The following is a 22,934-nucleotide window of genomic DNA, read 5'->3' as shown; positions in this document are numbered from 1 at the left end:
GCGACGCCGATCCGCGATGTGCGCGCTCGGCCTTGCGCGGTAGGATTCAGGTATGCAGGCACGTATCTCCGCCGTTGACTACTACCTTCCCGAGCGTATCCTTTCGAACGAGGATCTCTCGGCCGAGTTCCCCGAGTGGAGCGTCGAGAAGATCTCGGCGAAGACCGGCATCGACCGTCGACACATCGCGGGCGAGAACGAGTTCAGCTCTGACCTTGCAATCGCCGCGGGTCGCCGACTGCTGAGCGAGCGAGGTATCGATCCCGAGTCGATCGATTACCTCATCGTCTGCACGCAGAGCCCCGATTTCTACCTTCCGACGACCGCCTGCATCGTGCACGAGGGCCTCGGCCTGCGCCGCACCGCCGGCGCGGCAGACCTGAACCTCGGCTGCTCGGGCTTCATCTACGCGCTGGGCCAGGCGAAGGGCCTCATCGAGTCGGGCCAGGTCTCGAACGTGCTCGTGATCACCGCCGATACGTACACGAAGTTCGTGAACCCCAGCGACAAGAGCGTTCGCACCATCTTCGGCGACGGAGCCGCGGCGACGCTCGTGACGGCAGAATCTGGCGACGCGTCCGGCATCACCGCCATCACCTACGGCACCGACGGCTCGGGCGCAGGCAAGCTCGTGGTTCCTCACGGCGGCATGCGCCAGGGCCGCGACATCGAGGAGAAATCGCCGGCAGCCGAGCGTGGGCTCGAGAGTAATGGCTACGACCTGTATATGGACGGCCCCGAGATCTTCAACTTCACGTTGCGGGTTGTTCCCGACTCGGTCGACGCGATTCTCGCGAAGGCCGAACTCGGCCTCGACGACATCGACCTCTTCGTTTTCCACCAGGCCAATGCGTTCATGCTCGAGCACCTGCGCAAGAAGCTCAAGGTGCCGAAGGAGAAGTTCTTCGTCGCTCTCGCCGAGTCTGGCAATACCGTCTCCTCGACGATCCCCATCGCCCTCACCGAAGCAGTGCGCCAGGGCGCGCTGCAGCCCGGAATGCGGGTCATGCTGCTCGGCTTCGGCGTCGGGCTCTCCTGGGGTGGCCTCGTTCTGAACTGGTAGCTGCGTCGAGGTCAGGCGTCGATCCAGTTGCCGAGCAATGCTCGGACGCTCGCCGCGCCGGTATGCACAGCGGTGGCGTAGCGGCGCCCGGCCTCGCCGATCTCCCGCGCTCGTTCGGGATCGGCGGCGAGTTCCTCGACAACCGTGCGCAACGTATCGGGTGTGGCCTCTACGATCGGCAGTTCGAAGCCCGTCTGCTGCTCGATGAACTCACGCGCGACCTGCATGACGTGCCCGACGACCACCCGACCCGACGCCATCGCCTCGCATGCGGCCACACCGTATGAGCCCGCGCGGAACTGATCGATCACGATATCGGAGGAGGCGAAGACGGCCGGCATCTCGGCGGCCGGCGTCGCCGTGATGAGCCGGTAGTCGACGAGCCCGGAGGACATGAGGGGCGCGAGCGCCGGCTCGATGTAGTTCGTGCCTTTGCCGAACGGGTCGCTCGAAGCGTGCACGACGGCCACGCGGTCGCGGCTGAACACAGGGGGTGTCGGCCCGCCGAAGCGCTCCAGATCGACGATGACGGGGCACCAGGCGGCGTGCGGCACATCGGCGCTCAGATCGGGCGTCGACACGAACACAGGGTTGCCGAGGTCGGTGATGAGGGCCAGATTCTTCCGGGCCTCGGAACGGAAGAAGTCGGTGCGGGGATCCTCGGGGAACAGCGACCAAGGGGTGAGCTCCGCATGCCGATCGGGGTCTCGGATGTCGTTGCCGTGGCAGAGGAACGCAACTGAGATTCCCACCGATTCCAGCGCCGCGACCTCGGCACGCAGATCGTGGCCGAAGCGCCGCCCGAACATGGGCCGCTCCGCCTCGACAAGCACATGGGTGAAGCGCCGGACGGCCTCCCACTCGGCCTCAGCCCAGGAGTCGGAGGTATTGAACGCGGCGATGGGTACGGGAGTGTCGGCTCGGAACGAGTAGTCGCCCGGCAATGTGATCGCCATGTTGCGGGCGCCTACCCGAGGGTCCGCAGCTTCGAGCGCCCGCGCCCACAGGAAGCCTTGACCCGCGTAATTCGTGGGGGCGATGTACATCCGCACCGCGGCGTCGGGCACCTCGGTGTTCGGCGCATTTCCGCCGCCCAGCAAGCGGCCGGTGAGTCGCCCCATCACCCCGTCGGGGTTGCGTGCCGCCGACTCCATGAGTCGCTGCATCCACGCGGGCAGCTTCGAGCGATGCTTGATTGCCCAAGCGGCGGCGTTCGAGAAGAACGAACTCATCAGCGCTGCCTGCTGCGCGTGCGTGCAGCCACAGAGATCACCTCGGCGACTCGCCTCCCCACGGCCCCCATCGAATGGTGAGCCGCCGTCCAGGAAGCGAGCTCACGCCGTCCCTCAGCAGGCAGGGGCGCATCGGCGCGCGCGCGCATCGCATCCGCAATGGCATCGGCGTCGTAGGCGACCGCCGATCCGACCTCGACCTCCTCGGACGCCTGCTCGATGAAGCTTCCCGTCGGCCCGGGGCCTGCGAAGATCACTGGGCAGCCGGCAGCGAACGAGGAGTAGATCTTCGAGGTGAAGGCGTAACGGTAGCCGGGCTCCGGGAACTGAGTGGAGAGGCTCGCCACGGCGCGCGAGAACTCGGGCTGCAGTTCGGCCGGGGCCACCGGGTCGACGAAGTCGACCGATCCGCCGATCCCCAGCTCGTGTGCGCGCTGCAGCATCCGCTCCTGTCCGCTGCCGTTCCCGATGAAGCGCAGCCTGTAGCCGGGATGCGTTGCCGAGAAACGCGCAAAGGCCTCGATGAGGATGTCGGCACCGTGCAACTCGGTGTAGGTTCCGGCGTACAGAAAGACCCGTTCGACCGGGGCTTCGGCGTAGCGGAAAATCAGCGTGTCTGCGCCGAACCCCGTAACCGTGGCGGGGGTGTGCACCCCGAGCGCGCGCACGCGATCCGCCACGCCCTGGGAGATCGTAACGATCCCGCGCGCTCCCCTGAGTGCGAATCGCTCGATCCCGCGCAGGATCCGCACTGCGAGCGACGCAGTGCCCATGTAGCCGGCGGCATCCGACCAGATGTCGGCTGCGTCGTAGACGTACGGGATGCGCCGGAGCGCGCAGATCACTCGCACCACGGCCCCGGTCGTGGGCGGCGGTTCGACGAAGATCGCATCCGGGCGACGGGTGATTAGCAGTCGGAAGGCGAGCGGGATGTCAAAGCTCATGTACTGCACATAGCCGCGGAGGTAGCCGTTGCGATCGCGCAGCACGGGGAAGGTGCGGATGCGCTCGCCGCGCGAGCCCTCGCCCTGACCGGGCACTGGCTTTGCGGTGAGTACCTCGACCTCGGCGCCCTGAGCGCGCAGCGCGTCAGAGACGCAACCGAGGAATAGCGAGGCCGCTGCGGGCTCGGGCCGGTAGATGCGGGTGGCGATGATGACGCGCACTACGCCTCCAGGAAGTGCTGCATCAGCACGTCGCGGGAGAACTCGCCGCTGTGCAGGCGACGCACGAACTCGGGGCCCTTCCGGGCGAGCTCGCGGTAGTGGTCGCGACGGGCCACGATGTCGCGGAGGGTCGCCTCGACGTTCTCCAGCGTCGTCTCGTGGATCGGGAGGGGCATGCCGGCGTGGCTGGCGACCTCATCGCGCACCTGATCGCTCACGTGCGCGAGTACGATGCGCCCGGAAGCCATCACCTCGCAGGCGGCCACCCCGTAGTCACCTGATCGGAACTGGTCGAGCACCACGTCGGCGTCGGCGAACACGGCCGGCATTTCGTGGTTCGGGATCCCTCTCAGCTCGACGTACTCGATGAGGCCCTCGTCGTGAAGCTTCTGGGCGACTGGCGCCACGTACGGGGTACCCTTCGGGATCGGATTCGTGGGGGCGTGCACCACCTTGATTCGTTCACGCTCGAGTAGCGGGGCATCGTTCGCCCAGCGGTCTGGGTCGATGATGACTCCGAGAAACTGGGCGTCGGGAAGATCGAGCAGCAGCCCTGCGGTTGACACGAAGACAGGGGCCTTCGTGTCGGCGATGAGCTGGAGGTTGGCGGCGACGACGGGCTCGACGAGGGCGGGGTCGATCCAATCGGCGTCCCGGAAGTACGACCACTCATCGAGTTGGGCGTGAAGCGAGGGAAGGCGCACATCGGTGCCGTGGCCCACGAATGCGACCTTGAGCCCGGCATTGCGCATCAACGAGATCTGACGGCGCATGTCGCCCGAGAACATGCCCCCAAGGATCGGGTAGCAGGCTTCGATGAGCACATGCGTGTAGTGCTCGGCGAGCGTGTCCGCCATTGCCCGCTGCCAAGCCCGGGAGTGTTCAGTGGTGCGCCAGGAGACGGTGTAGTCAGCGGGATAGAGCAGCAGGTTGTTGCCGTCGTGCACGTAGTTGCGGGCCGAGACCCGGCCCGTCGACTCTGCCGCGCGGCCCCACTGGTAGCCCTGGCCAGCGTAGTTCACGGGGCCGATGAACAGCCGCGCGGCTCGGTCGGCGTCGGGGAGGGGCGGCGGGGGCGGCACGACGCCCTTGAATCGGTCGACCGCTGTCGCGATCGTGTCCTGCCCGAGCTTCGGGACGAGTTTCCAGAGACGTTCAGCTGCCGGATGCATGGAGGCCCTCCTCGCGGTTCTGGCCGGATACCCAGTGCTGCTGCAGCACTCGGGCCGAGTGGCGTCCGTCGTGCACTGCGCTCACGAACTCAACGCTGCGAGCGCGTTCGCGCGAGAGGTCCGGAGCTGCGACGAGACGACGCAACACGTCTTCAAGGGTACCCGGAACTGCCTCGAACACCGGCAGGCGCAAGCCGGTCGCGGTGAAGATGTCGGCGCGTACGCGGTCGAAGACCTCGCCGATCACGATGCAGCCCGCGGCCATCGCCTCGCAGGCGGCCACGCCGTAGGAGCCGGTGCGGAACTGGTCAAGCATGACGTCGGCCGCTGCGAATCGGGCGGGCATGTCGGCTGAGGGTACGCCTTGAATCAGGTCGAGCTCGATGAGACCTTCGGCCTGCAACCGCTCGAGCACGGGCATGATGAGCGGCGTGCCCTTGTACGCGGCGACGGAGGGCGCATGGGCGACGCGGAGCGGGGCTCCGACCGGTCGCTCCCTGCGGTCGTCTGCGGCCCAGCGCGCCGGATCAACCGTCACCGGGCACCAGAACGCCCCGGGGAGATCGCTCAGCAGATCCGGGGTGGAGACGAAGACCGTGCGGCCGCTGTTCCGGAGCAGCTCGATGTTGCGCGCCGCGACCTGCTCGGCGCGCGGCAGGTACACGGCGGGATCGTCGTAGTAGGAGATGGGGTGCTCGCGCATGTGTCGCGAGGGCAACCGCGCGTCGGTGCCGTGTGCGAGATAGGCCACGTCGACGCCGCGATCGAGGAGCGCCTGCGCCTGCGCTGCGACCGATCGCCCCAGAAGGCGGCCGAATGGGGGCTCCTCAGCCTCGATGAGCACGTGGGTGGCGCGCGACGCGGCCTCGAGCTGGCGCTGCTGCCAGTCGGCGTCGTTGTGGTAAGTGCCGACGGGCACGAGCAGATCCGCTGCGAAGTCGAATCCTCCCGGCACTTCGATCGCCATGTTGCGGGCCGAGATATCGGCGTCGGCGGTTTCGAGTGCACGGGCCCAGGCGTAGGCCTGGCCCGAGTAGTTGACAGGCGCGATCAGCAGGCGGATCGGCCGCTCGTCGAACGAGGTGGTGCCGACGCTGCCGCGAGGCGCCGGGCGGCCTAGACGGCGGGCCGCGAGCCGTCCGAGCGGGCTCATGGGGGCGTCGGCGATAAGATCGATCAGCCGATTGATCCATGAGGGCAGGTGATTGCGATTCACAGCTCGGGGCGACCCGCTCGGCTCACGAATGTCATGCCGCCAATCCTAACCCGGCTCGAGACCGGGCCCGATGAACCATTCTCCCGTATCATGGTGCGCGATCTTCCCCATATTCCCCTCGGCCGTGCGGCCGATCCGAACTGAAAGACGATCCGCCCATGGAATCAGCTCCCAAGATCTTCGACTACTCGCTGAAGTCGTACGCCGACACTCTGCGGGACTACCGCGACGCCGGGTACGCAGTGACTTCGTTCCAGGAGTACCTCGCGAGCCCGCAGGAGCGCCACATGGTGCTGCGCCACGACATCGACAACACGATCGAGCAGGCGCTGCGTGTGGCGCGCGTCGATGCCGAAGCAGGGGTCTCCTCGACCTTCTTCCTACGCGTGCACGCCCGGGGCTACAATCTGCTCAGCCTGCCGTCGCTGCAGATCGTGCAGGAGATGGAGCAGCTCGGGCACGAGGTACAGCTGCATCTCGAAGGCGGGCTCTGCGACTGGCTCGGCAGCGACAACCTCGACTGGGCGGACCGGCAGCGCGCCGTCTTCGAGGCCGCCGTGGGACGCCCGCTCGGCGGGTTCAGCTCGCATGAGCCGGCCCGCATGGGCGGTGTCGAGTTCGCGAACGGGCTGCTCGAGCGCTGGAGCGACAGCGTCGCCTACCACGCCTACGAAGAGCGCTTCATGATGCCGAACATGAAGTACCTGAGCGACTCGAGCGGTCGCTGGCGCGAGGGCCACTTCGGCGAGTGGGTCGGCAAGGAGCCGCTCATGCAGGTGCTCACGCACCCGTTCTGGTGGTTCGAGAAGGTGCCGGCCGAGAACTACTGAGCCGAGACGACGATGGCCCGCGGATCCGAGGATCCGCGGGCCGCAGTCGTCTATGCGCCGAGGCTATTTCTTGTTGTCGCCGAGGCGCTTCGCGGGGTTGCCCACGCGCACCTCGTTTGCGGGCACCGACTTCACCGCGACCGCTCCGATGCCGAGCAGCGAGTCTTTGCCGAGGGTGAGCCCCTGGATCACGGAGGCGTTCGGCCCGATCCACACCTCGTCCTCGATCACGACGCTGCCCGAGATCTCGGCGCAGGCGGTGATGATGACGTTCTTCCCGATCTGGCAGTTGTGCGCGATATGCACGTGGTCGTCGATCTTCGTGTAGTCGCCGACCACGGTCGGGGCGATGGTGCCCGAGCAGACCGTCGTGAAGTTGCCGACCTCGGTGTGGGCGCCGAGCCGCACCGAGCCGATGTGCGGGACATGGAAGTTGTTGCCGTCGGCGTCCTTCTCGATGCCGAAGCCCTCCTCGCCGACGACGGCCTGGCTTTTCACGAGTGCGTGCTCGCCGATCACGACGCCGCGGCCGATGACCACGTGGTCCCTGATCTCGGCGTGGGCCTCGACGACGGCTCCCTCGCGGATCACGGTGTACTCGCCGATGTGCGCCGTCGCGTGCACCTGCGCGGTCGGGTGCACGCGGGCGGTGTCGGCGATGCCGGCCTCGGCGCGCGGGGCGAAGTAGCGGGCGACGGCCTGGCCGAACGCCGCGCGCGGGTTCTCGACGAGGATCAGGGCGCCTGCGGCGCCGTCCGGGAGCGCCGTTCCGAGCGGCGCGAAGATCACCGCGCCCGCGAGGGCGGCGCGGTCGAAGGCCTCCGCGAATCGGGTGGTGTCGCCGACGAAGGCGAGGTGCTGCGCCTCGGCGTCGAGCAGGGGCGCTGGCCCCGTGACGGCGAGGTCGGCGCCGGCGAGATCCGCGGCGAAGTCGGCGGCGATGGTGCGTGCGCTGAGTCCGGTCATGCGAGAACTGTACCGCGCATCCAGGAGGAGCCGCCGGGTACGAACGTAGACTGGGACTCGACTACGCCCTCGGATACGATGGGCGGACGCATTACCGGCAGATTGAGGAGTCAGGATGGCGCAGCCGAATATCGTTCTTTTCGGAGCGGGCACGATGGGGCGCAACCATGCGCGTATCATCTCGTCGTCTGCGCGGGCGAAGCTGGTCGGCATCGTCGACCCCTTCGAGCAGAACGGTCGGGCTGCGGCCGATCAGTACGGCGGCGACTGGTTCCCCGCCGCGGAGGAGGCGCTCAAACGGGCCGATGCGGTGGTCGTCGCGGCGTCGACCGAGTACCACTACGACATCGCCAAGGAGATTCTCGACGCCGGGTTGCCGGTGCTCATCGAGAAGCCGATCTGCCCCTCGCTTGAGCAGACCGAGGAGATCCTCGGCGTTGCCGAGCAGCGCGGCGTGCCGGTGCAGTGCGGCTTCCTCGAACGATTCAACGCCGGGGTGCTCGCGGCGAAGAAGCTCATCGACGAGCCGGTCTACGTGCGTGCCGAGCGCCACTCGCCGCACTGGGCTCGCATCAAGACGGGCGTGGCGTGGGACATGCTGGTGCACGACGCCGACCTCATCTCGAACCTCTACGGCGCAGCCTCGCCGGAATCGGTGAGCGCCGAGCTGGGCTACTTCCACCCCGATTCGATGGCGGGAGCCGAGGACGTCATCGACATGACGCTGCGTTTCCCCGGCGGGGGTATCGCCTCGGCATCGGCCAGCCGTATCGGTCAGCGGAAGGTGCGCCGCATGGTGGTGCAGTCGCTCGATTCCATGGTCGAAGTGGATCTGCTGCTGCGCAGCGTCACCAAGTACCGTCACACCAATATCGAGAGCACCGACGACAAGGTCGGCTTCAAGCAGATGACCGAGATGGAAGTGCCCGAGGTGTCGGGCCTCGAGCCGCTTGCTGCGCAGTTCGAGCACTTCGTGGACCTGGTCGAGGGACGCATCGACGCAGATGCCGAGCGTCGCAGCATCGTTCCCGCGCACCGTATCATTGCGGCCGCACTCGCGGGCCGCTGAGCCCGGGGCTTTCCTCACTAGCCGTCGCATAGACTGTCCCGCATGGATCTTCTGGTAGTCGGCTCTGGTTTCTTCGGTCTCACCATCGCTGAGCGCGCGGCGTCCGCGGGCAAGAAAGTGGTCGTGATCGATCGCCGCTCCCACATCGGCGGCAACGCCTACTCCGAGGCGGAGCCCGAGACCGGCATCGAGGTGCACCGCTACGGCGCGCACCTGTTCCACACCTCCAACGAGACGGTGTGGGAGTACGTGAACCGCTTCACGAAGTTCACGGGCTACGAGCACAAGGTGTACTCGAACTTCCAGGGCGAGGTGTACCCGCTGCCCATCAACCTGGGCACCATCAACCAGTTCTTCCGCGCTGCCTACGGTCCCGACGAGGCGCGGGCGCTCATCGCGCAGCAGGCCGAGGAGTTCGACACCAAGCAGGCCAAGAACCTCGAGGAGAAGGGCATCTCGCTGATCGGGCGTCCGCTCTACGAGGCGTTCATCCGCGACTACACCGCCAAGCAGTGGCAGACCCCCACGACCGAGTTGCCCGCCGAGGTGATCTCGCGCCTGCCGGTGCGCTACACCTACGACAACCGCTACTTCAACGACACCTACGAGGGCCTGCCCGTCGACGGCTACACCGCGTGGCTCGAGAACATGGCCGATCACCCGAACATCGAGGTGCGCCTCGACACCGACTTCTTCGACGAGTCGCAGCCGCTCAACAAGGCGGCTGTGATCGGCAAGGTGCCCGTCGTCTACACGGGCCCGGTCGACCGCTACTTCGACTATGCCGAGGGCGAGCTCGCCTGGCGCACGCTCGACTTCGAGCAGGAGGTGCTGCCCACGGGCGACTTCCAGGGCACCAGCGTGATGAACTACGCGGGATCGGACGTGCCGTACACGCGCATCCACGAGTTCCGCCACTTCCACCCCGAGCGCGAGTACCCCGCCGACAAGACCGTGATCATGCGCGAGTATTCCCGGTTCGCCACTCGCGAGGACGAGCCCTACTACCCCGTCAACACCCCCGAGGACCGCGATCGTCTGCTCAAGTACCGCGAGCTCGCCGACCGCGAGGACCGGGTGCTGTTCGGGGGCCGTCTCGGCACCTACCAGTACCTCGACATGCACATGGCCATCGGCTCGGCGCTCTCGATGTTCAACAACAAGCTCTCCGAGCTCCTCTGAGGTTCGGCTGCCCCGTGGCGCCGTGAGGCCGCCCGCTCGAATCGAGCGGGCGGCCTCACGGCGTGAGGAGGCTCTTGGTGTCGAGCTTCGCGGCCAGCAACTCGGCGAGGGTCAGTGAGTAGCTCGCGGTCATGTGGGCGTTGCCCTCGGGCGCCGAGGCGTCGTCTGCGAGCGCGTTCGACTGGTAGACGGGCAGCCCGCCGATGAAGGAGTAGCAGGTGGTGGCGTCGCAGAACATGTCGCTGGTCTCGATGATGCGATCCGGATCGAGCGTGCCGCGGGCCACCATCTGCTCGTAGGCCCCGTTCATCGAGCTCAGGGCGGCTTCGACGCTGTTGGTGCAGCTCAGGCCGCGGGTGTCGCAGTCGGGGCCGCCGTCGGTCCCTGCCGGAGGGATGTCCTGCAGCAGGTACACCGGGGTGTCGGTGAGGTTTGCGAGCACGTCGAGCGCTTCCTGCGTCGGCTGGCGTTCGACATCGGGCCCGTAGCGGAACCACAGCGAGAGCATGATGGCGTCGCTGTCGTCGAGGATGCCGCTGTCTCGGATGAAGGCCATGCGGTCGCTGCAGAGCGGCTCGTTGGCGTCCATCGCCGCGCACTGGCCGCTGCTCAGGATCGTGAACTTGACGTGGTGATCTCTGCCGATCTGGTCGAGCGCGTTGATCCAGTGGTTCGCGTGCGAGTCGCCCCACAGGGTGATGCGCTTCTCCGCCGTCACATCGCCCACATCGCAGAGGAGCGTGGGGTCCGGCGTGCTGTCGGGGGTGGGGTGGAAGATGTCGCAGCCCTCGCCCGTGCGGATGAGCGTGGTGAACTGGTCCGCAGAGCCGAGGCCGCTGAATCGCGGATCGCGCGAGTCGAAACCCGCCCCGCACTGCTCGGGATCTGCGAGGGCTCGGCCGCCCGCGCAGCCGGCGTCCGGGGACAGGACGAGCTCGTGCATCTCCTGCAGCGAGGCGGTGGACTGCTGCTCGGCGTGCTGCGCCGAGGCCACGCCCGCTGTGAAGATGACGACGGTGACGAGCGCGAAGAGGGAGTACACCCGGCGCTTGCCGAACCGGTTCTTCTGGGCCGGCTGCTCGACGAAGCGGTACGACAGCCAGGCGATCACGAACGACGCCGCGAGGATGCCGAGCTTGAGCGGCACCCGATGCTCGCCGTCGATGTTCATCGTGAGGAGCACGGGAACGAGCACGATGAGCGGCCAGTGCCACAGGTACAGCGAGTAGGAGATGTCGCCGACCCACTGGATGGGGCGGTAGCGCAGCACCTGACCGAAGGAGAATCGGGACTGCTCGGGCGAGACGCCGCCGAGGATCACGAATGCGGTGCCGACCACTGGTACGAGCGCGTGCCAGCCGGGGAATCCTGTGCCGTCCCACCTGATGAGCGCGTATCCGATCATGGCTGCGCCCAGCCATGGCAGCAGCAGGCGCAGCGCGGGCTGGGTGATCGTCGGCACGAAGACGAGCACCGCCCCGAGCAGCAGCTCCCAGACGCGCGCGAAGGTGACGAAGTAGGCGGCTGCCGGATTCGACTGGGTGAGCCCGTAGCCGTAGAAGAAGAACAGGGCGACGAGTGCCGCGGTCGGCCACAGCGCCCCCGGCACCGTCACGCCCTTGCGGGTGACGGTGAGGTGCACCGTGAGCAGGGAGAGGATCAGCAGCAGTAGCGGCCAGGCCAGGTAGAACTGCTCCTCGAGCGAGAGGCTTCAGAAGTGCTGCACCGCGGTCGGGGGCGTGGCTGCCGCGAGGTAGTCCACGGACTCGTGCGCGAGGTACAGGTTCTGGCCGAAGACTGCCGCTGCCGCGACCTGCTTCGCGGTCGTGGCGATGAGGTCGAGTTTGCCGGTGAGCCACACGAGCAGGAGGATCGCTGCCAGCGTCGTCGCCGCTGCCGGCACGAGCCGCTTGATGCGGCGCGCGTAGAACTCGGCGAGGAAGTTGACGGAGCTGCGGAGCCGGTGCGGGGAGTCGAGCGAGCCCTGGACGCTGCGCACGATCGAGCGCGTCATGAGGTATCCCGAGATCACGAAGAACACGTCGACGCCCATGAAACCGCCGGTGAGACGGCCCGGCCACAGATGGTAGATCACCACGGCGAGGACTGCGATGGTGCGCAGCGCCTGGATGTCGGTGCGGAAGTGCTTCGTGTTGCTCACAATGAGCAGCAAGTCTACTATCGCGGGCGGGCAGGGTCGGGGTGTTCCGTGGACTGTCAGATACACTGGAAAGCGATATGACTAAACCGAACATCGAGATTCTCAACGTCGTCCACAAACCGGCGTTCGTCCCGGACAACGACCTGATCAAGCCGATCCAGGTCGGCGCCGCGCTTGCCGGCCGACGGCTCGACGACATGGCGTACTACGACGACCAGGGCGACAGCATCTCGGACCGCAACCGGTCGTATTGCGAACTCACCGCGGTCTACTGGGCCTGGAAGAATCTGGATGCCGACTACTACGGTCTGTTCCACTACCGGCGCTACCTCTCGTTCGCGCCCGATGATCCCGCCGACTCCTACCCGGGGCGCGCCTACCCCAGCATCCCCGGAGCCCTCGAGAAGATCGGGCTCGACGAGGAGGCGATGCGCTCGGTGATCGAGGCGAACGACCTGATCGTGCCCCGTCAGGACGACACGCAGCTCGCCTCAGGCGACGCCTCGATCTACGAGCAGTACAAGACCGAGCACTACATCGCCGATCTCGACTACTGCATGGAGCACATCGAGAGGAACCACCCGAAGATCGCTCCTCACCTCTCGGCGCTGCACGGCACCAAGGTCTACTTCTGCAACATGTTCATCATGCGGAAGGAGCTGTTCGAGGAGTACTGCGAGTACATCTTCGACGTGCTGGGGGCGTTCGAGGCGAACAACGACATCTCCGGCTACAACCCGCAGCAGTACCGCGTCACCGGGTTCCTGGCCGAGCGCCTCACCAACGTGTTCATCCACTACGCCATCGCGACCGGCAAGTACCGCGTGAAGGAACTGCAGATCGCCTACTTCGAGAACACCGAGCCGGTGCGCGAACTCGAACCGCTCAAGCCCGAGGCGATCTCGGTGGTGCTCGCCGCCGACAACTACTACGTGCCCTACGTGTCGACGCTGCTCGGTTCGGTCGCCGAGACGGCGTCGTCCGACCACTTCTACGACATCGCGGTCTTCCACCGGGACATCACCCCGCAGAACCAGTGCCTGCTCATCGGCGAGCTCGCGGCGCACGACAACATCAGCCTGCGCTTCTGCGACATGTCGGGGCGCATCTCGGAGCTGCACTGGCTCGAGACCAAGTGGCACATCTCGATCGAGACCTACTTCCGGCTCTTCATCCAAGAGGTCATGCCCGAGTACGACAAGGTGCTTTACCTCGACGGCGACATGATCGTGAAGCGCGATATCGCCGAGGTGTTCAACGAGGATGTTGAGGGGTACCTGCTGGCAGCCTGCCAGGACGTCGACATGGCCGGCGTGTACAACAGCACCGCCGTCGAAGCCGAGAACACCGTTCACCCGGAGATGCGCCAGTACATCGACGAGACGGTGCAGCTGAGCGACCCCTACCGCTACTTCCAGGCCGGGGTCATCCTGTTCAACCTCACCGAGATGCGCAAGGCCTTCTCCGTCGCCGATCTCCTCGAGGTTGCGGCCTCGGAGAACTGGCACTACATGGATCAGGACATCCTGAACCATGTCGCGCAGGGACGGGTGAAGTACCTCGATCTCAAGTGGAACGTGCTCTACGACCGCGAGTACTCGCGCATCAAGGACGTGATCTCGAAGGCGCCCGTCGCGATCTACGACGCCTACATGGCGTCGCGCACCAATCCGTACATCATCCACTACGGTGGTAACATCAAGCCCTGGATGCGCGCGGACAGCGACTTCGCCACCGAGTATTGGCGGATCGCCCGCCGCAGTTCATTCTACGAGCTGATCCTCAGCCGCATGTCGGTGTGGGCGTCGAGTCAGACACGCCCGGTCGTCGGGCCCGCACTCGGCAGGATCCGAACGCGGATCGCCCGCAAGCTGCGCCGCGCCGTCGAGGTGGTGGCGCCGACGGGTTCGCTGCAGCGCAAGCCTGTCACCGCCGTGGCGAAGGGGTCGCGCTTCCTGCTCTACAAGGTCCGCCCCTAGTCTGCCTGACCCGGCCACGGGGCTCGCCTCCGGCGAGTGGGCGGCGGGTACGCGCGCGAGCGCGGTCTCGTCGCCCGGCGCAGAAGGCGCGCAAACAGCACGATGCCCCCATCAGCGCGGCTCACGCCGCAGCCGGTGGGGGCATCGTCCTACTCGGCGGTGGCGTACGCCTCGGAGCCGAGGAACTCGATCGCCTGATCCACCGGGCCGTCGAACAGTTTCTTGCCGCGCTTGATGACGATGCCGCGACCGCAGAGCTCCTGCACGAGCTCCATGTCGTGGCTCACCACGATCATGGTCTTGTTCGCGGCGATCATCTCCTCGAACTTGAGGCGGCATTTCTTGCGGAAGGGCGCGTCGCCCACGGACAGGATCTCGTCGACCAGCAGGATGTCGAGCTCGACGTGGATCGCGACGGAGAACGCGAGCCGCATGAACATGCCCGAGGAGTAGTACTTCACCTCCTGGTCGAGGAACTCCCGGATCTCTGCGAAGTCGACGATCTCCTCGAAGACTGCGTCGATCTCCTTCTCTTGCATGCCGAGGATCGCCGCGTTGAGGTAGACGTTCTCGCGGCCGGTGAGGTCGGGGTGGAAGCCCGCACCCACTTCGATGAGGCCGGCGACCCGACCCCGGGTGAGCACGCGCCCCTCGTCAGGCGGCATCACGCCGGCCAGGATCTTCAGCATGGTCGACTTGCCGGAGCCGTTGTAGCCGAGCAGCGCGACGGACTCGCCCTCCTCGACGGTGAAGCTGAGGTCGTTCAGCGCCGTGAAGTCGGTGCGCAGCTTCTTGCCCTTCGTCCACCCGATGAACGCTTCCTTCATGGAGTGGGTGTGCTTCAGGGAGAAGTGCTTGGAGACGTGCTCCGCGATGATGGCCGACGAGTGGGTGTGCGACTGGGTGGTCATGCGATGCTCCTTAGAGATCCTGCGCGAAGCGCGGCTCGATCTTGCGGAACACGAACTGTCCGATGACCACGCCGATGAGGGTGATGACACTTGCGATTCCCACGGTGGTCCAGAAGTTCTCAGGCATGGCGTGGGCGTTCGGCGAGACGGGATCCCAGAATGCGAGGTGCATGAGCTCCACCGAGGCGGTGAGCGGGTTGCACTGATAGATCCACATGGCCCAGTCCGGCAGTTGAGCGGCCACCATCTCCCAGGGGTACAGCACGGGCGACGCCCAGATCGCCACCATGAGGATCAGATCGACGATGTTCTGTGCGTCGCGGAACGCGACGTTGAGCGATCCGAAGAACAGGCCCAGGCCCAGGGCGCCGAAGCCCGCGAGCAGCACCGCGAGCACGGCCGCACCGATCGACGCGAAGGTCGGCAGCCACCCGAAGAGGACCGCGGCGATGATGAGCACCGCGACCTGGGGCAGGAAGTGGATGAACGAGACGAACACCGCGGAGACCGGGAACAGCTCGCGCGGCATGTAGATCTTGCGCACCAGGTGGGCGTTGTCGACGAGCGAGCGGGTGGCGTTGCCGAAGCCTTCGCTGAAGAAGTTCATCAGGATAATGCCGGTGAACATGTACATCGCGAAGTTCTCGACCCCGCGCGCCATCTGCAGGAAGACGCCGAGCACCAGGTAGAAGATCAAGAACTGAGCGGCCGGGCGCACATACGACCACAGCCAACCGAGCACCGAGTTGCGGTAGCGCGTGGAGGTCTCCTTGCGCACCAGCAGCCGCAGCAGGTAGCGCCACTCGAAGACTTCGAGCAGCCCCTTGCCCTGACCGGGAGTGCTGAATCCGATGGGAGCCGCAGCACCCCCCGCTAACGTGCGATCTGCCACGTTTCCTCCTCATATTCCACGACGCACTCGCGAGCCGCTCATGTCGCCGAGAAGACCGGTCGATTCTAGCAAACGAGTGCGAGAGCTCTGCCCAGACGCGGAGTTCCATGTCGTGCGGGCAGTGTAGTGCGGCCGTTCTATCCGTGCTGCTGGGGCGAAATCATTGGGAGGCGAAGTAGTTCACTCAGACGGGTTGCGAAGACTGGAGCGAGAGTCCGCGCATAGCTGCGTGAGAGATGGTCGCTGTCGAAGAAGACCGGCACTCCTCCGATCACGCCGGAACATGTCCCGTTGACACAGAATTGGTCGCTGAGGTCGAGCACGGTCACCCCGGGGAGGCCGAGTGCTCGTGTACTGTCTGCCTGCGGGTCCTGCGGCAGGACATCGGATTCCGGCGCAACGCAGCCGTTCGAAATCTCACCGTACAGAGCGACGCATTCGGCGCCGAGCGTCGCGCCGGCCGTCGGCACGTCACGGATCACCACCACAGAAGCACCCGCTGCATTCCAGGCCCCGAAGCGCTCGCGGGCGGCGGCCGTGAGCTGTTCGAGTTGCGGGGCACCGCTTCCGTCGTCCACCGTCTCCGCAGCGGCGAAGTTCGAGACGAGGACCAGATCGGGAATGTCGCTGAGGATCGCTTCGGAGACTTCGTCTCCCCAGCTCAGGCAGGCATCCTGCTTGACGCGTTCGGTCGGGATGGTCTGGAACTCGGTCAGAGGCGCATGCAGGGTCGGGCAGCCCCCGTGCAACGAACTGCTGAAGACCCAGTTGTTCTTCTCTGCCACCGCATAGACGGTGGCCTTCCAGTGCTCCGCGTGCGAGTCCCCGACGAGCCACACCTTGAGAGGATCAACGCTGTCGCGGGAGAAATCGCAGTTCACGACGGCGGGAGAACCTTTGACGAGAATCTGACGATCATCCGGAGCCAAGGAGCACGCTTTTCGGTCTTCGTCCCACGGTGCTTCTCCCGAGCCGTGAGCAGGGAGTATCGCCGGTCCGAAGGGATCGGGGCATGGCGCTCCGGCTTCGAGTGCGGCAGCCCCGAAGCATTCGGAGTCCGCAAGGGTTCGAGCCGTTGCGCTCTGGGCCTGGGCGATGCGGTCGGTGACGACTCCGAGCCCCACGACGAGCGCGCCGACGACGGCGATGGATCCGGCTGCCGCGAACAGGCTCATGCGCGGGCGAGCGTTGACGAGCCATCGTGTCCGTCCGGGATCCTCGATGAAGTGCTTGGTGAGGGCGGCGAGCCCGAAGCTCAGTGCGACGACGGCGATCCTGTCGATGAAGCGCAACTCGTGGGCCAGCACGAACGGGGTGATCACGATCACCGGCCAGTGCCAGAGGTACAGCGAGTACGAGATGTCGCCCGTGTACTGGATGGGGCGCCAGGCGAGTAGCCGGACCGGCGACCAGCGCGGAGTCTCTGGCCCCGCCGCGATAACAAGGGCGGTGCCCGCGGCGGGCAGCAGTGCCCAGGGGCCGGGGAACGCGGTCTGCGAATCGAAGCTGAGAGCCGCCCCGGCGATCGCAGCGTACCCGATCAACTGAGCGACACTGCGCACCGCGCCGATTCCTGCACTCGCGGCGGCGAAGCGCCGCCCGAGCGCCGAACTGGTCACCGCGAGCAGCCCGCCCAGTGCGAACTCCCACACCCTCCCGAAGGTGTTGAAGTACGCTGCGCTGCGGGCGACCTCGGTGGAGAACACCGAGAACGCGAACGACGCCACCGCGATCGTGAGGAACGCGGCCGCCAGTCCGCGGCGCGAGCCGAGCACGGTCGCGCTCATGCTGATCGAGGCGTCGAACCGGCGTCGGTGTCTCATGATGAGCCACACGATCGCGAGTATGGTGAGCGGCCACAGCAGGTAGAACTGCTCCTCCACCGACAGCGACCAGTAGTGCTGTACGGGTGTCGCGGCTTCCGACTGCGCCGAGTAGTCGACCGAACTCGCGGCGAGCAGCCAGTTCAGGAAATAGGCGCTCGCGCCGAAGGCCTCGCGCCCGATCCGCTCCCACCGGTCCGCGGGCAGCCAGATGAGCGAAGCGGTGAGTGACGCGAGCGTCACCGTGAGCGCGGCCGGCAGCAGCCGGCGCGCCCGTCTCGCGTAGAACGCCGGCAGCGACACGCGCCCGGAGCGCGTAATCTCGCCCAGCAGATGCGCGGTGATGAGGAAGCCAGAGATCACGAAGAAGACGTCGACTCCCACGTAGCCGCCCGGCAAGCGCATCGCCCAGACGTGGTTGACCACCACGAGCAGCACGGCGATACCGCGCAGCGCTTGGATGTCGGCGCGGTTCTTGCGGGCTGGCGTCACATTAGAGAATCCTATGGTACGGGCGGAGCAGGCCCGAGTGCGGGAACCCGGCTCAGGCGACGTCGAGGTCGCCGCTCGCGCGCCAGACCGCGGCCGTGAGCATCGGCGCCGACGCCGCGATCTCTCGCAGCAGCTCGAACTCCACGCGATCCGCGTTGCGCCGGTGCTCCTGCGCATCCGGACCGCCGGAGCGCGCCGCGAGGCGCGCCAGCCCGAACTCGGCGAGCTGCCCGCGATCCTCGAGCATTTCATCGCGCAGGGCCAGCACCACCAGGTCGTCGACCTCGGGCACCTCGGCGTAGGCGATCGCCGGATCCTCGCCATCCCGCACGCGATGCTCCATCATCGTGTCGCGTTCGATCCGCGCGTCGGCTCGCAACCGCAGCAGGCGCTCCGTGGTCATGTTCACGGTGTCACCGCCGACGGGATGGGAGTTCGATGGCGCCCGTGCGACGGGGGATCGGCACCCGGCGCCACGGCAGCGCGGTCGGCTCGGCGTCCTGCGAGGGCAGTTCGAAGTCGAAGCGGGACTTGACGGCCAGCAGCACGAGCAGCACCCAGTTGCCTTCGATGAGCAGGCGGCTCTCGGTGAACGACTGCACCACCAGCGCCACCATCACGAGGAACGGCCAGAGCGCGCTCGTGGCGTACGGCAGCGGGGGGCCGAAGCCGCGCCGGGGCGGATCCACCGCGCGGAACCAGACGCGCCACACGGTGAGCACGACGAGCGGCGCGAGGGCGAGCACTCCGACGATGCCGAGCTGCAGCCACACGTCGAGCCAGGCGTTGTGCGCGCTCATCACCGGCAGGCCGGCCTTCGTGTCGAGCGACTTGAAGGGTTCGGCCCACGGCGCCCAGTAGCTCACCCAGCCCCAGCCGAACCAGGGGCGCTGTTCGGCGAGCCCGATCACGGCCTCCCAGGTCTCCAGCCGGCCCGTCATGTCGCCGCTCTTGCCGAGCAGGCCGAAGACGAAGTCGCGCGCGAACAGCACGGCCGCGACGGCGACGGCGATCAGCGCGCCGCCGGTCGCGTAGAGCGGCACCCGCCGTTCCGGACCCAGTCGCCGGGCCCACAGCGCGAGCGCGAGCGCGACGGCGACGGCGACGAGCGCGACCCAGACGGTCGCGCCCCGGGTCAGCAGCAGGGTCGCCGCGGAGACGAGCACCCAGAACCAGCCGGCGAAGGGGCGCACGAGGCCCGCCCGCAGCTGGATGCCGAACACGATCAGGCCGAGCAGGGCGAGGAAGCCGAGCAGCACCGAACTGGCGACGAGCCCCTGGATGGGGCCGCCCGAGAACAGCAGGTCGCGGCTCCAGTAGAGCAGCTTCGACGGCTTGCCCTCCTCGGGCACCTCGACGAACACCAGGAAGTTCTGGAACACGGGCTCGCGCATGAACAGCGACACCCCCAGTTCGAACACCAGCGACAACCCGATCAGGTACCGCAGCGCCGTGCCGAGTGTGCGCAGCACTTCGTGCCAGGTCAGCACGAAGGCGAGCACGACCGCGAGCAGTGTCGTCGCGAGCTGCGCGAGCACGCCGAGCACGCTCTCGAAGCGGTACTGCGACCACGCGATCGACAGCACGGCGAGCGCCAGGAACCAGTAGAGGGGCGCGGGCAGGCGGTACCAGCGGAAGCGCGCCGGCTTCTCGCGCACGAACAGCACGACGCCGACCGCGGTGAGCGCGATCGCCAGCGCGAGGAAGCCCCACCAGCCGACGACGTTGCGCACGCCGTTGCTGCCGAGGGTGAGCACGAACACGCCGATCGCGTATGCGCTCACGCCGAGTCGGGTTCTGCTCTGCGCCATAGTCGGTATGGTAGAGCATTGGACCTCCGTGGCGGCATGAGGAGTGGCGTGCTGATCTTCATCGAGAACACCCCGCGCGCATACGCGTGGGGGTCGAAGGACGCCCTGCCCGACATGCTGGGGCTCGCCCCCACGGGAGAACCCCAGGCCGAGCTCTGGCTCGGCACGCACCCGGGCAGCCCCGCGCACGTCGCGAAGGCCTCGGCCGGGGCGCGCACCCTCATCGATCTCGTCGAGAGCGACCCCGACCGCTACGGCGTCGACGGCGGATCGCTGCCGTTTCTGCTGAAGGTGCTCGCGATCGGTGCGCCGCTCTCGTTGCAGGTGCACCCGGATCTCGAGCAGGCGGCGGCGGGCTACGCGGCCGAGGAGGCCGCCGGGGTGCCGAGGGAGGCCCCCCACCGCAACTACGGCGATCCGAATCACAAGCCGGAGCTGCTGGTCGCGCTCAGTGAGGTGACGGCGTTGAGCGGCTTCCGCCCGCTCGCCGAGGCTCGCCGTGAGCTGCTGCTGCTGGCTGCGGCGGCCCGCAGGGCGGGGGCTGCGGCGGGGGCTGCGGCGCTCGAGCAGGTCGAGGAGCGGTTGCGGGGCGCGGATCCCGGGGCGTTGCGGCGGGCTTTTCTCGAGTGGGTGTTCAGCGGCGACCCGGTCGTCGCGCGCGCCCTCGACGGCATCTCGGCGGCGGTGCCGTGCGCGGAGGGCGCTGGGCCGGGGCCGGCCGCGGCCGGGCCGGTGCGCGAGGCCGATCCGCGCATCGAACAGGGCCGCGCCGTCGCGCTGCGCGCCCTCGTGAGCGCGCACCCGGGCGACCCCGGTGTGCTCGTCTCCGTGCTGCTGCACCTCGTCAGGCTCGCCCCCGGCGAGGCGCTCTACCTGCGCGCTCGTCAGCTGCACGCCTACCTGAGCGGCATCGCGGTCGAGGTGATGGCGTCGTCGGACAACGTGCTGCGCGCCGGCCTCACCCCGAAGCACATCGATATCGCCGAGCTCTGCCGGGTCGTCGACACCGACGAGATCGCCGAGCCGCGGTTCGCGGGCGAGCGGGTGGCGCGCGGTCTCGTGGCCTGGCGGCCCGATGTGCCCGACTTCGCGCTGCTGCGCGCCAGGCTCTGCGATCCCGAGCAGAGCGCCGGCGGGAACGCGCCGGCCGACAGCGCGCCGGCCGTGGAGATGCCCGCGAGGCATCCGCTCGTGCTCATGGTGACCGCCGGTCGGGTGCGCGTCGAGCGCCGGGCCGAGGGCGAGCACGGGCTCTCCGAGGTCGCCTCGGCGAGGCGCGGGCAGTCGCTCTACGTCTCGGCGGGCGACCCGATCCGGCTCACCGGTCATGGCGAGGTGTTTCTCGCGACGGTCGGCGGCTGAGCGTCGCCCCCGGCGGGCGCGGGTAAGCTGGGCGTCGTGTCGAACCCCGGGTCCAGCAGTGAACAGTCAGCCGCCGCAGCGACGAGCACGACGGATCGGCTCGGCGGCCTCGGCAAGGTGCTGATCGCCGTCTACCTCGTGCTGGCGGTCGCGGCGACCTTCCGCTCGGTCTACCAGATCCTCACGAAGTTCGATGAGGCCCCGATCGCCTACGCGCTGTCGGCGCTCGCCGGCGTCGTCTACATCGTCGCGACGGTCGCGCTCGTGAAGAGCGTGCGCCGGGGCGGGCGCGCTGCGAGCGCCGCCGGGACCGCCGATACCGGCCGGACGTGGCGCGTCGTGGCATGGTGCGCGCTCGTGTTCGAGCTTGCGGGGGTGCTCATCGTCGGCACGCTCAGTCTCGTAGCCCCGCAGCTCTTCGCGCACCCGTCGGTCTGGTCGCAGTTCGGCATGGGCTACGTCTTCATCCCCCTCGTGCTGCCCGTGCTGGGGCTGCTGTGGCTGCGCGGTTCGGGGCGGGGCTCCGGATCCGCTGCGGGCGGAGCGGGAGCGGCCTGATGCGCGTCATCACCGATCTCGACGCGATCAGGCCCGCCGACTATCCGGAGGGCAGCAGCGTCGCGATCGGCAAGTTCGATGGTCTGCACCTGGGGCATCAGGCGATCCTGCGCACCCTCGTCGAGGGCGCGCGCGCGGCCGGGCATCCCGCGGTCGTGCTCACCTTCGCCAACAACCCCCTCAGCCTGCTGCGCCCCGAGCGCTGCCCGCAACCGCTCATGAGCCGCGCGCAGCGCCTCGAGGGCTTTGCGGGGGCCGGCGTCGACGACTGCGTGATGATCGACTTCGACGAGACCGTGGCCGCGATCCCGGCCGACGACTTCGTGCGTGACGTGCTGATCGGCGGGCTGCGCGCGCGGCACGTCATCATGGGCGCCAACTTCCGCTTCGGCGCCGGAGGCGCGGGCGACGGTGCGCTGCTCGAAGCCCTGGGGGAGCGCTACGGCTTCACCGCGCAGCAGCTCGATCTCGTCGCCGCGGGCGGTGCGGGGCAGGCGTCGTCCTCGCGCGTGCGCGACGCGGTGCTCGCGGGCGACGTCGACGCGGCCGCATCGATGCTGGGTCGTGCGCCCGTCGTGCGCGGCGAGGTGGTGCACGGTGACGCGCGGGGTCGTGAGATCGGGTTCCCCACGGCGAACGTCGGCGGTGAGATCGAAGGGCTCGTGCCCGCCGACGGCGTCTACGCGGGCTGGGTGGTGATCGGAGACGGCGAGGCCGATCCGCGTCCCGCCGCGATCTCGGTGGGCAACAATCCCACCTTCACTCCCGAGGGCCGCTCGCGGGTCGAGGCCTTCCTGCTCGACTTCTCGGGAGAACTGTACGGGCAGCGGATCGAGGTGCGCTTCGCGCACCGCCTGCGCGGCATGGAGCGCTACGACTCCCTCGAAGCGCTGCTGGAGCAGATGCGCGCCGATGTGACGCGCACCCGCGAGATGCTCGCGCGCTGATCGGCCGCCGCTTTCCAGAAATCAAGCAGGGGTGTGACCGGCTGCGGGTGGTAGGATCGAGCTACGGTCGCGACCCGCGAAGCGTTCTCGAGCCCCATGCCG

19 protein-coding genes and 1 pseudogene are annotated in these 22,934 nt (G+C 67.7%); 8 read left to right on the top strand and 12 right to left on the bottom strand.

Features of this window, described 5'->3' with window-relative positions:
- Window positions 1-52 precede the first annotated feature (52 nt).
- Window positions 53-1,063, top strand: coding sequence for a 3-oxoacyl-ACP synthase III family protein (locus tag H629_RS0111705; RefSeq protein WP_024357443.1), 1,011 nt, complete (start codon window positions 53-55; stop codon window positions 1,061-1,063).
- 11 nt (window positions 1,064-1,074) lie between these two features.
- On the opposite strand, the gene H629_RS0111700 is transcribed toward H629_RS0111705, so the two are convergent.
- Genes H629_RS0111700 through H629_RS0111685 form a run of 4 tightly spaced genes read right to left on the bottom strand, consistent with a single transcriptional unit; the run spans window position 1,075 to window position 5,849 of the window.
- A complete protein-coding gene (locus H629_RS0111700; protein WP_024357442.1) occupies window positions 1,075-2,295 on the bottom strand; it encodes a glycosyltransferase in 1,221 nt (406 codons plus the stop codon).
- Entirely contained in the window at window positions 2,295-3,461 is a 1,167-nt protein-coding gene (locus tag H629_RS0111695; protein WP_024357441.1) for a glycosyltransferase, read from the bottom strand. Before H629_RS0111695 ends, H629_RS0111700 begins: the two co-directional genes overlap by 1 nt.
- Complete coding sequence (locus H629_RS0111690; RefSeq protein WP_024357440.1) at window positions 3,461-4,633, bottom strand: glycosyltransferase; 1,173 nt, start codon at window positions 4,631-4,633, stop codon at window positions 3,461-3,463. Before H629_RS0111690 ends, H629_RS0111695 begins: the two co-directional genes overlap by 1 nt.
- The gene (locus tag H629_RS0111685) at window positions 4,617-5,849 is read right to left on the bottom strand and encodes a glycosyltransferase family protein (RefSeq protein WP_161608024.1); all 1,233 of its coding nucleotides are present in this window, start codon (window positions 5,847-5,849) and stop codon (window positions 4,617-4,619) included. Before H629_RS0111685 ends, H629_RS0111690 begins: the two co-directional genes overlap by 17 nt.
- Before the next feature lie 158 nt (window positions 5,850-6,007).
- Here H629_RS0111685 and H629_RS0111680 point away from each other — a divergent pair, with 158 nt between their 5' ends.
- Window positions 6,008-6,679 carry a GCN5 family acetyltransferase gene (locus H629_RS0111680; protein ID WP_024357438.1) on the top strand — a complete coding sequence of 224 codons (672 nt, stop codon included), beginning with the start codon at window positions 6,008-6,010 and terminating at the stop codon, window positions 6,677-6,679.
- Window positions 6,680-6,742: 63 nt separating this feature from the next.
- On the opposite strand, the gene H629_RS0111675 is transcribed toward H629_RS0111680, so the two are convergent.
- Window positions 6,743-7,645, bottom strand: coding sequence for an LpxD N-terminal domain-containing protein (locus H629_RS0111675; RefSeq protein ID WP_024357437.1), 903 nt, complete (start codon window positions 7,643-7,645; stop codon window positions 6,743-6,745).
- A gap of 115 nt (window positions 7,646-7,760) precedes the next feature.
- On the opposite strand from H629_RS0111675, the gene H629_RS0111670 reads away from it, so the two are divergent.
- Together H629_RS0111670 and glf are read left to right on the top strand one after the other, a co-directional pair.
- Window positions 7,761-8,714 (top strand): Gfo/Idh/MocA family protein, encoded by a 954-nt coding sequence (locus tag H629_RS0111670; RefSeq protein ID WP_024357436.1) that lies wholly within the window; start codon window positions 7,761-7,763, stop codon window positions 8,712-8,714.
- A 42-nt stretch (window positions 8,715-8,756) separates the two neighbouring features.
- Window positions 8,757-9,896 carry a UDP-galactopyranose mutase gene (gene glf, locus H629_RS0111665; RefSeq protein WP_029746921.1) on the top strand — a complete coding sequence of 380 codons (1,140 nt, stop codon included), beginning with the start codon at window positions 8,757-8,759 and terminating at the stop codon, window positions 9,894-9,896.
- Between the two features lie 55 nt (window positions 9,897-9,951).
- Here the strand turns inward: glf and H629_RS15745 are convergent, their stop codons facing one another.
- Window positions 9,952-10,839: an SGNH hydrolase domain-containing protein gene (locus tag H629_RS15745; RefSeq protein WP_338034117.1), complete on the bottom strand. Its 888-nt coding sequence runs from the start codon at window positions 10,837-10,839 to the stop codon at window positions 9,952-9,954.
- A 159-nt stretch (window positions 10,840-10,998) separates the two neighbouring features.
- A pseudogene (locus H629_RS15740) lies at window positions 10,999-12,057 on the bottom strand (acyltransferase family protein); the annotation flags it as partial.
- Between the two features lie 77 nt (window positions 12,058-12,134).
- Here H629_RS15740 and H629_RS0111650 point away from each other — a divergent pair.
- Entirely contained in the window at window positions 12,135-14,036 is a 1,902-nt protein-coding gene (locus tag H629_RS0111650) for a DUF4422 domain-containing protein (RefSeq protein ID WP_024357432.1), read from the top strand.
- Window positions 14,037-14,185: 149 nt separating this feature from the next.
- On the opposite strand, the gene H629_RS0111645 is transcribed toward H629_RS0111650, so the two are convergent.
- The 5 genes from H629_RS0111645 to H629_RS0111625 all read right to left on the bottom strand — a co-directional run bounded on the left by H629_RS0111645 (window position 14,186) and on the right by H629_RS0111625 (window position 19,965).
- Window positions 14,186-14,947: an ABC transporter ATP-binding protein gene (locus tag H629_RS0111645; protein WP_024357431.1), complete on the bottom strand. Its 762-nt coding sequence runs from the start codon at window positions 14,945-14,947 to the stop codon at window positions 14,186-14,188.
- Between the two features lie 10 nt (window positions 14,948-14,957).
- Window positions 14,958-15,839: an ABC transporter permease gene (locus H629_RS0111640; RefSeq protein ID WP_024357430.1), complete on the bottom strand. Its 882-nt coding sequence runs from the start codon at window positions 15,837-15,839 to the stop codon at window positions 14,958-14,960.
- A 137-nt stretch (window positions 15,840-15,976) separates the two neighbouring features.
- Complete coding sequence (locus tag H629_RS0111635; RefSeq protein WP_024357429.1) at window positions 15,977-18,154, bottom strand: acyltransferase family protein; 2,178 nt, start codon at window positions 18,152-18,154, stop codon at window positions 15,977-15,979.
- Between the two features lie 52 nt (window positions 18,155-18,206).
- Window positions 18,207-18,557 carry a hypothetical protein gene (locus H629_RS0111630; RefSeq protein ID WP_024357428.1) on the bottom strand — a complete coding sequence of 117 codons (351 nt, stop codon included), beginning with the start codon at window positions 18,555-18,557 and terminating at the stop codon, window positions 18,207-18,209.
- 10 nt (window positions 18,558-18,567) lie between these two features.
- Window positions 18,568-19,965 (bottom strand): O-antigen ligase family protein, encoded by a 1,398-nt coding sequence (locus H629_RS0111625; protein ID WP_024357427.1) that lies wholly within the window; start codon window positions 19,963-19,965, stop codon window positions 18,568-18,570.
- A 48-nt stretch (window positions 19,966-20,013) separates the two neighbouring features.
- Between H629_RS0111625 and manA the strand changes: the two genes are divergently transcribed.
- The 3 genes from manA to H629_RS0111610 are packed head-to-tail and all read left to right on the top strand — an operon-like array spanning window position 20,014 to window position 22,832.
- Entirely contained in the window at window positions 20,014-21,327 is a 1,314-nt protein-coding gene (gene manA / locus H629_RS0111620) for a mannose-6-phosphate isomerase, class I (protein WP_024357426.1), read from the top strand.
- A gap of 36 nt (window positions 21,328-21,363) precedes the next feature.
- Entirely contained in the window at window positions 21,364-21,885 is a 522-nt protein-coding gene (locus H629_RS0111615; RefSeq protein ID WP_024357425.1) for a hypothetical protein, read from the top strand.
- On the top strand, window positions 21,885-22,832 hold the full coding sequence (locus H629_RS0111610) for a bifunctional riboflavin kinase/FAD synthetase (protein ID WP_024357424.1): 948 nt from the start codon (window positions 21,885-21,887) through the stop codon (window positions 22,830-22,832). Before H629_RS0111615 ends, H629_RS0111610 begins: the two co-directional genes overlap by 1 nt.
- The last annotated feature ends 102 nt before the right edge of the window (window positions 22,833-22,934 follow it).

Origin of the sequence: Leucobacter chironomi DSM 19883 (assembly GCF_000421845.1) — a bacterium.
Classification (GTDB): Bacteria; Actinomycetota; Actinomycetes; order Actinomycetales; family Microbacteriaceae; genus Leucobacter; species Leucobacter chironomi.
This window is presented reverse-complemented; position numbering and strand designations above follow the sequence as displayed.

Bases quoted from the DNA above. Each gene is read 5' to 3' on its own strand.
- H629_RS0111705 (WP_024357443.1), top strand. From the start codon at position 53: ATGCAGGCACGTATCTCCGCCGTTGACTACTACCTTCCCGAGCGTATC.
- H629_RS0111700 (WP_024357442.1), bottom strand. From the start codon at position 2,295: ATGAGTTCGTTCTTCTCGAACGCCGCCGCTTGGGCAATCAAGCATCGC.
- H629_RS0111690 (WP_024357440.1), bottom strand. From the start codon at position 4,633: ATGCATCCGGCAGCTGAACGTCTCTGGAAACTCGTCCCGAAGCTCGGG.
- H629_RS0111680 (WP_024357438.1), top strand. From the start codon at position 6,008: ATGGAATCAGCTCCCAAGATCTTCGACTACTCGCTGAAGTCGTACGCC.
- H629_RS0111675 (WP_024357437.1), bottom strand. From the start codon at position 7,645: ATGACCGGACTCAGCGCACGCACCATCGCCGCCGACTTCGCCGCGGAT.
- H629_RS0111670 (WP_024357436.1), top strand. From the start codon at position 7,761: ATGGCGCAGCCGAATATCGTTCTTTTCGGAGCGGGCACGATGGGGCGC.
- glf (WP_029746921.1), top strand. From the start codon at position 8,757: ATGGATCTTCTGGTAGTCGGCTCTGGTTTCTTCGGTCTCACCATCGCT.
- H629_RS15745 (WP_338034117.1), bottom strand. From the start codon at position 10,839: ATGCACGAGCTCGTCCTGTCCCCGGACGCCGGCTGCGCGGGCGGCCGA.
- H629_RS0111650 (WP_024357432.1), top strand. From the start codon at position 12,135: ATGACTAAACCGAACATCGAGATTCTCAACGTCGTCCACAAACCGGCG.
- H629_RS0111645 (WP_024357431.1), bottom strand. From the start codon at position 14,947: ATGACCACCCAGTCGCACACCCACTCGTCGGCCATCATCGCGGAGCAC.
- H629_RS0111630 (WP_024357428.1), bottom strand. From the start codon at position 18,557: ATGACCACGGAGCGCCTGCTGCGGTTGCGAGCCGACGCGCGGATCGAA.
- H629_RS0111625 (WP_024357427.1), bottom strand. From the start codon at position 19,965: ATGGCGCAGAGCAGAACCCGACTCGGCGTGAGCGCATACGCGATCGGC.
- H629_RS0111610 (WP_024357424.1), top strand. From the start codon at position 21,885: ATGCGCGTCATCACCGATCTCGACGCGATCAGGCCCGCCGACTATCCG.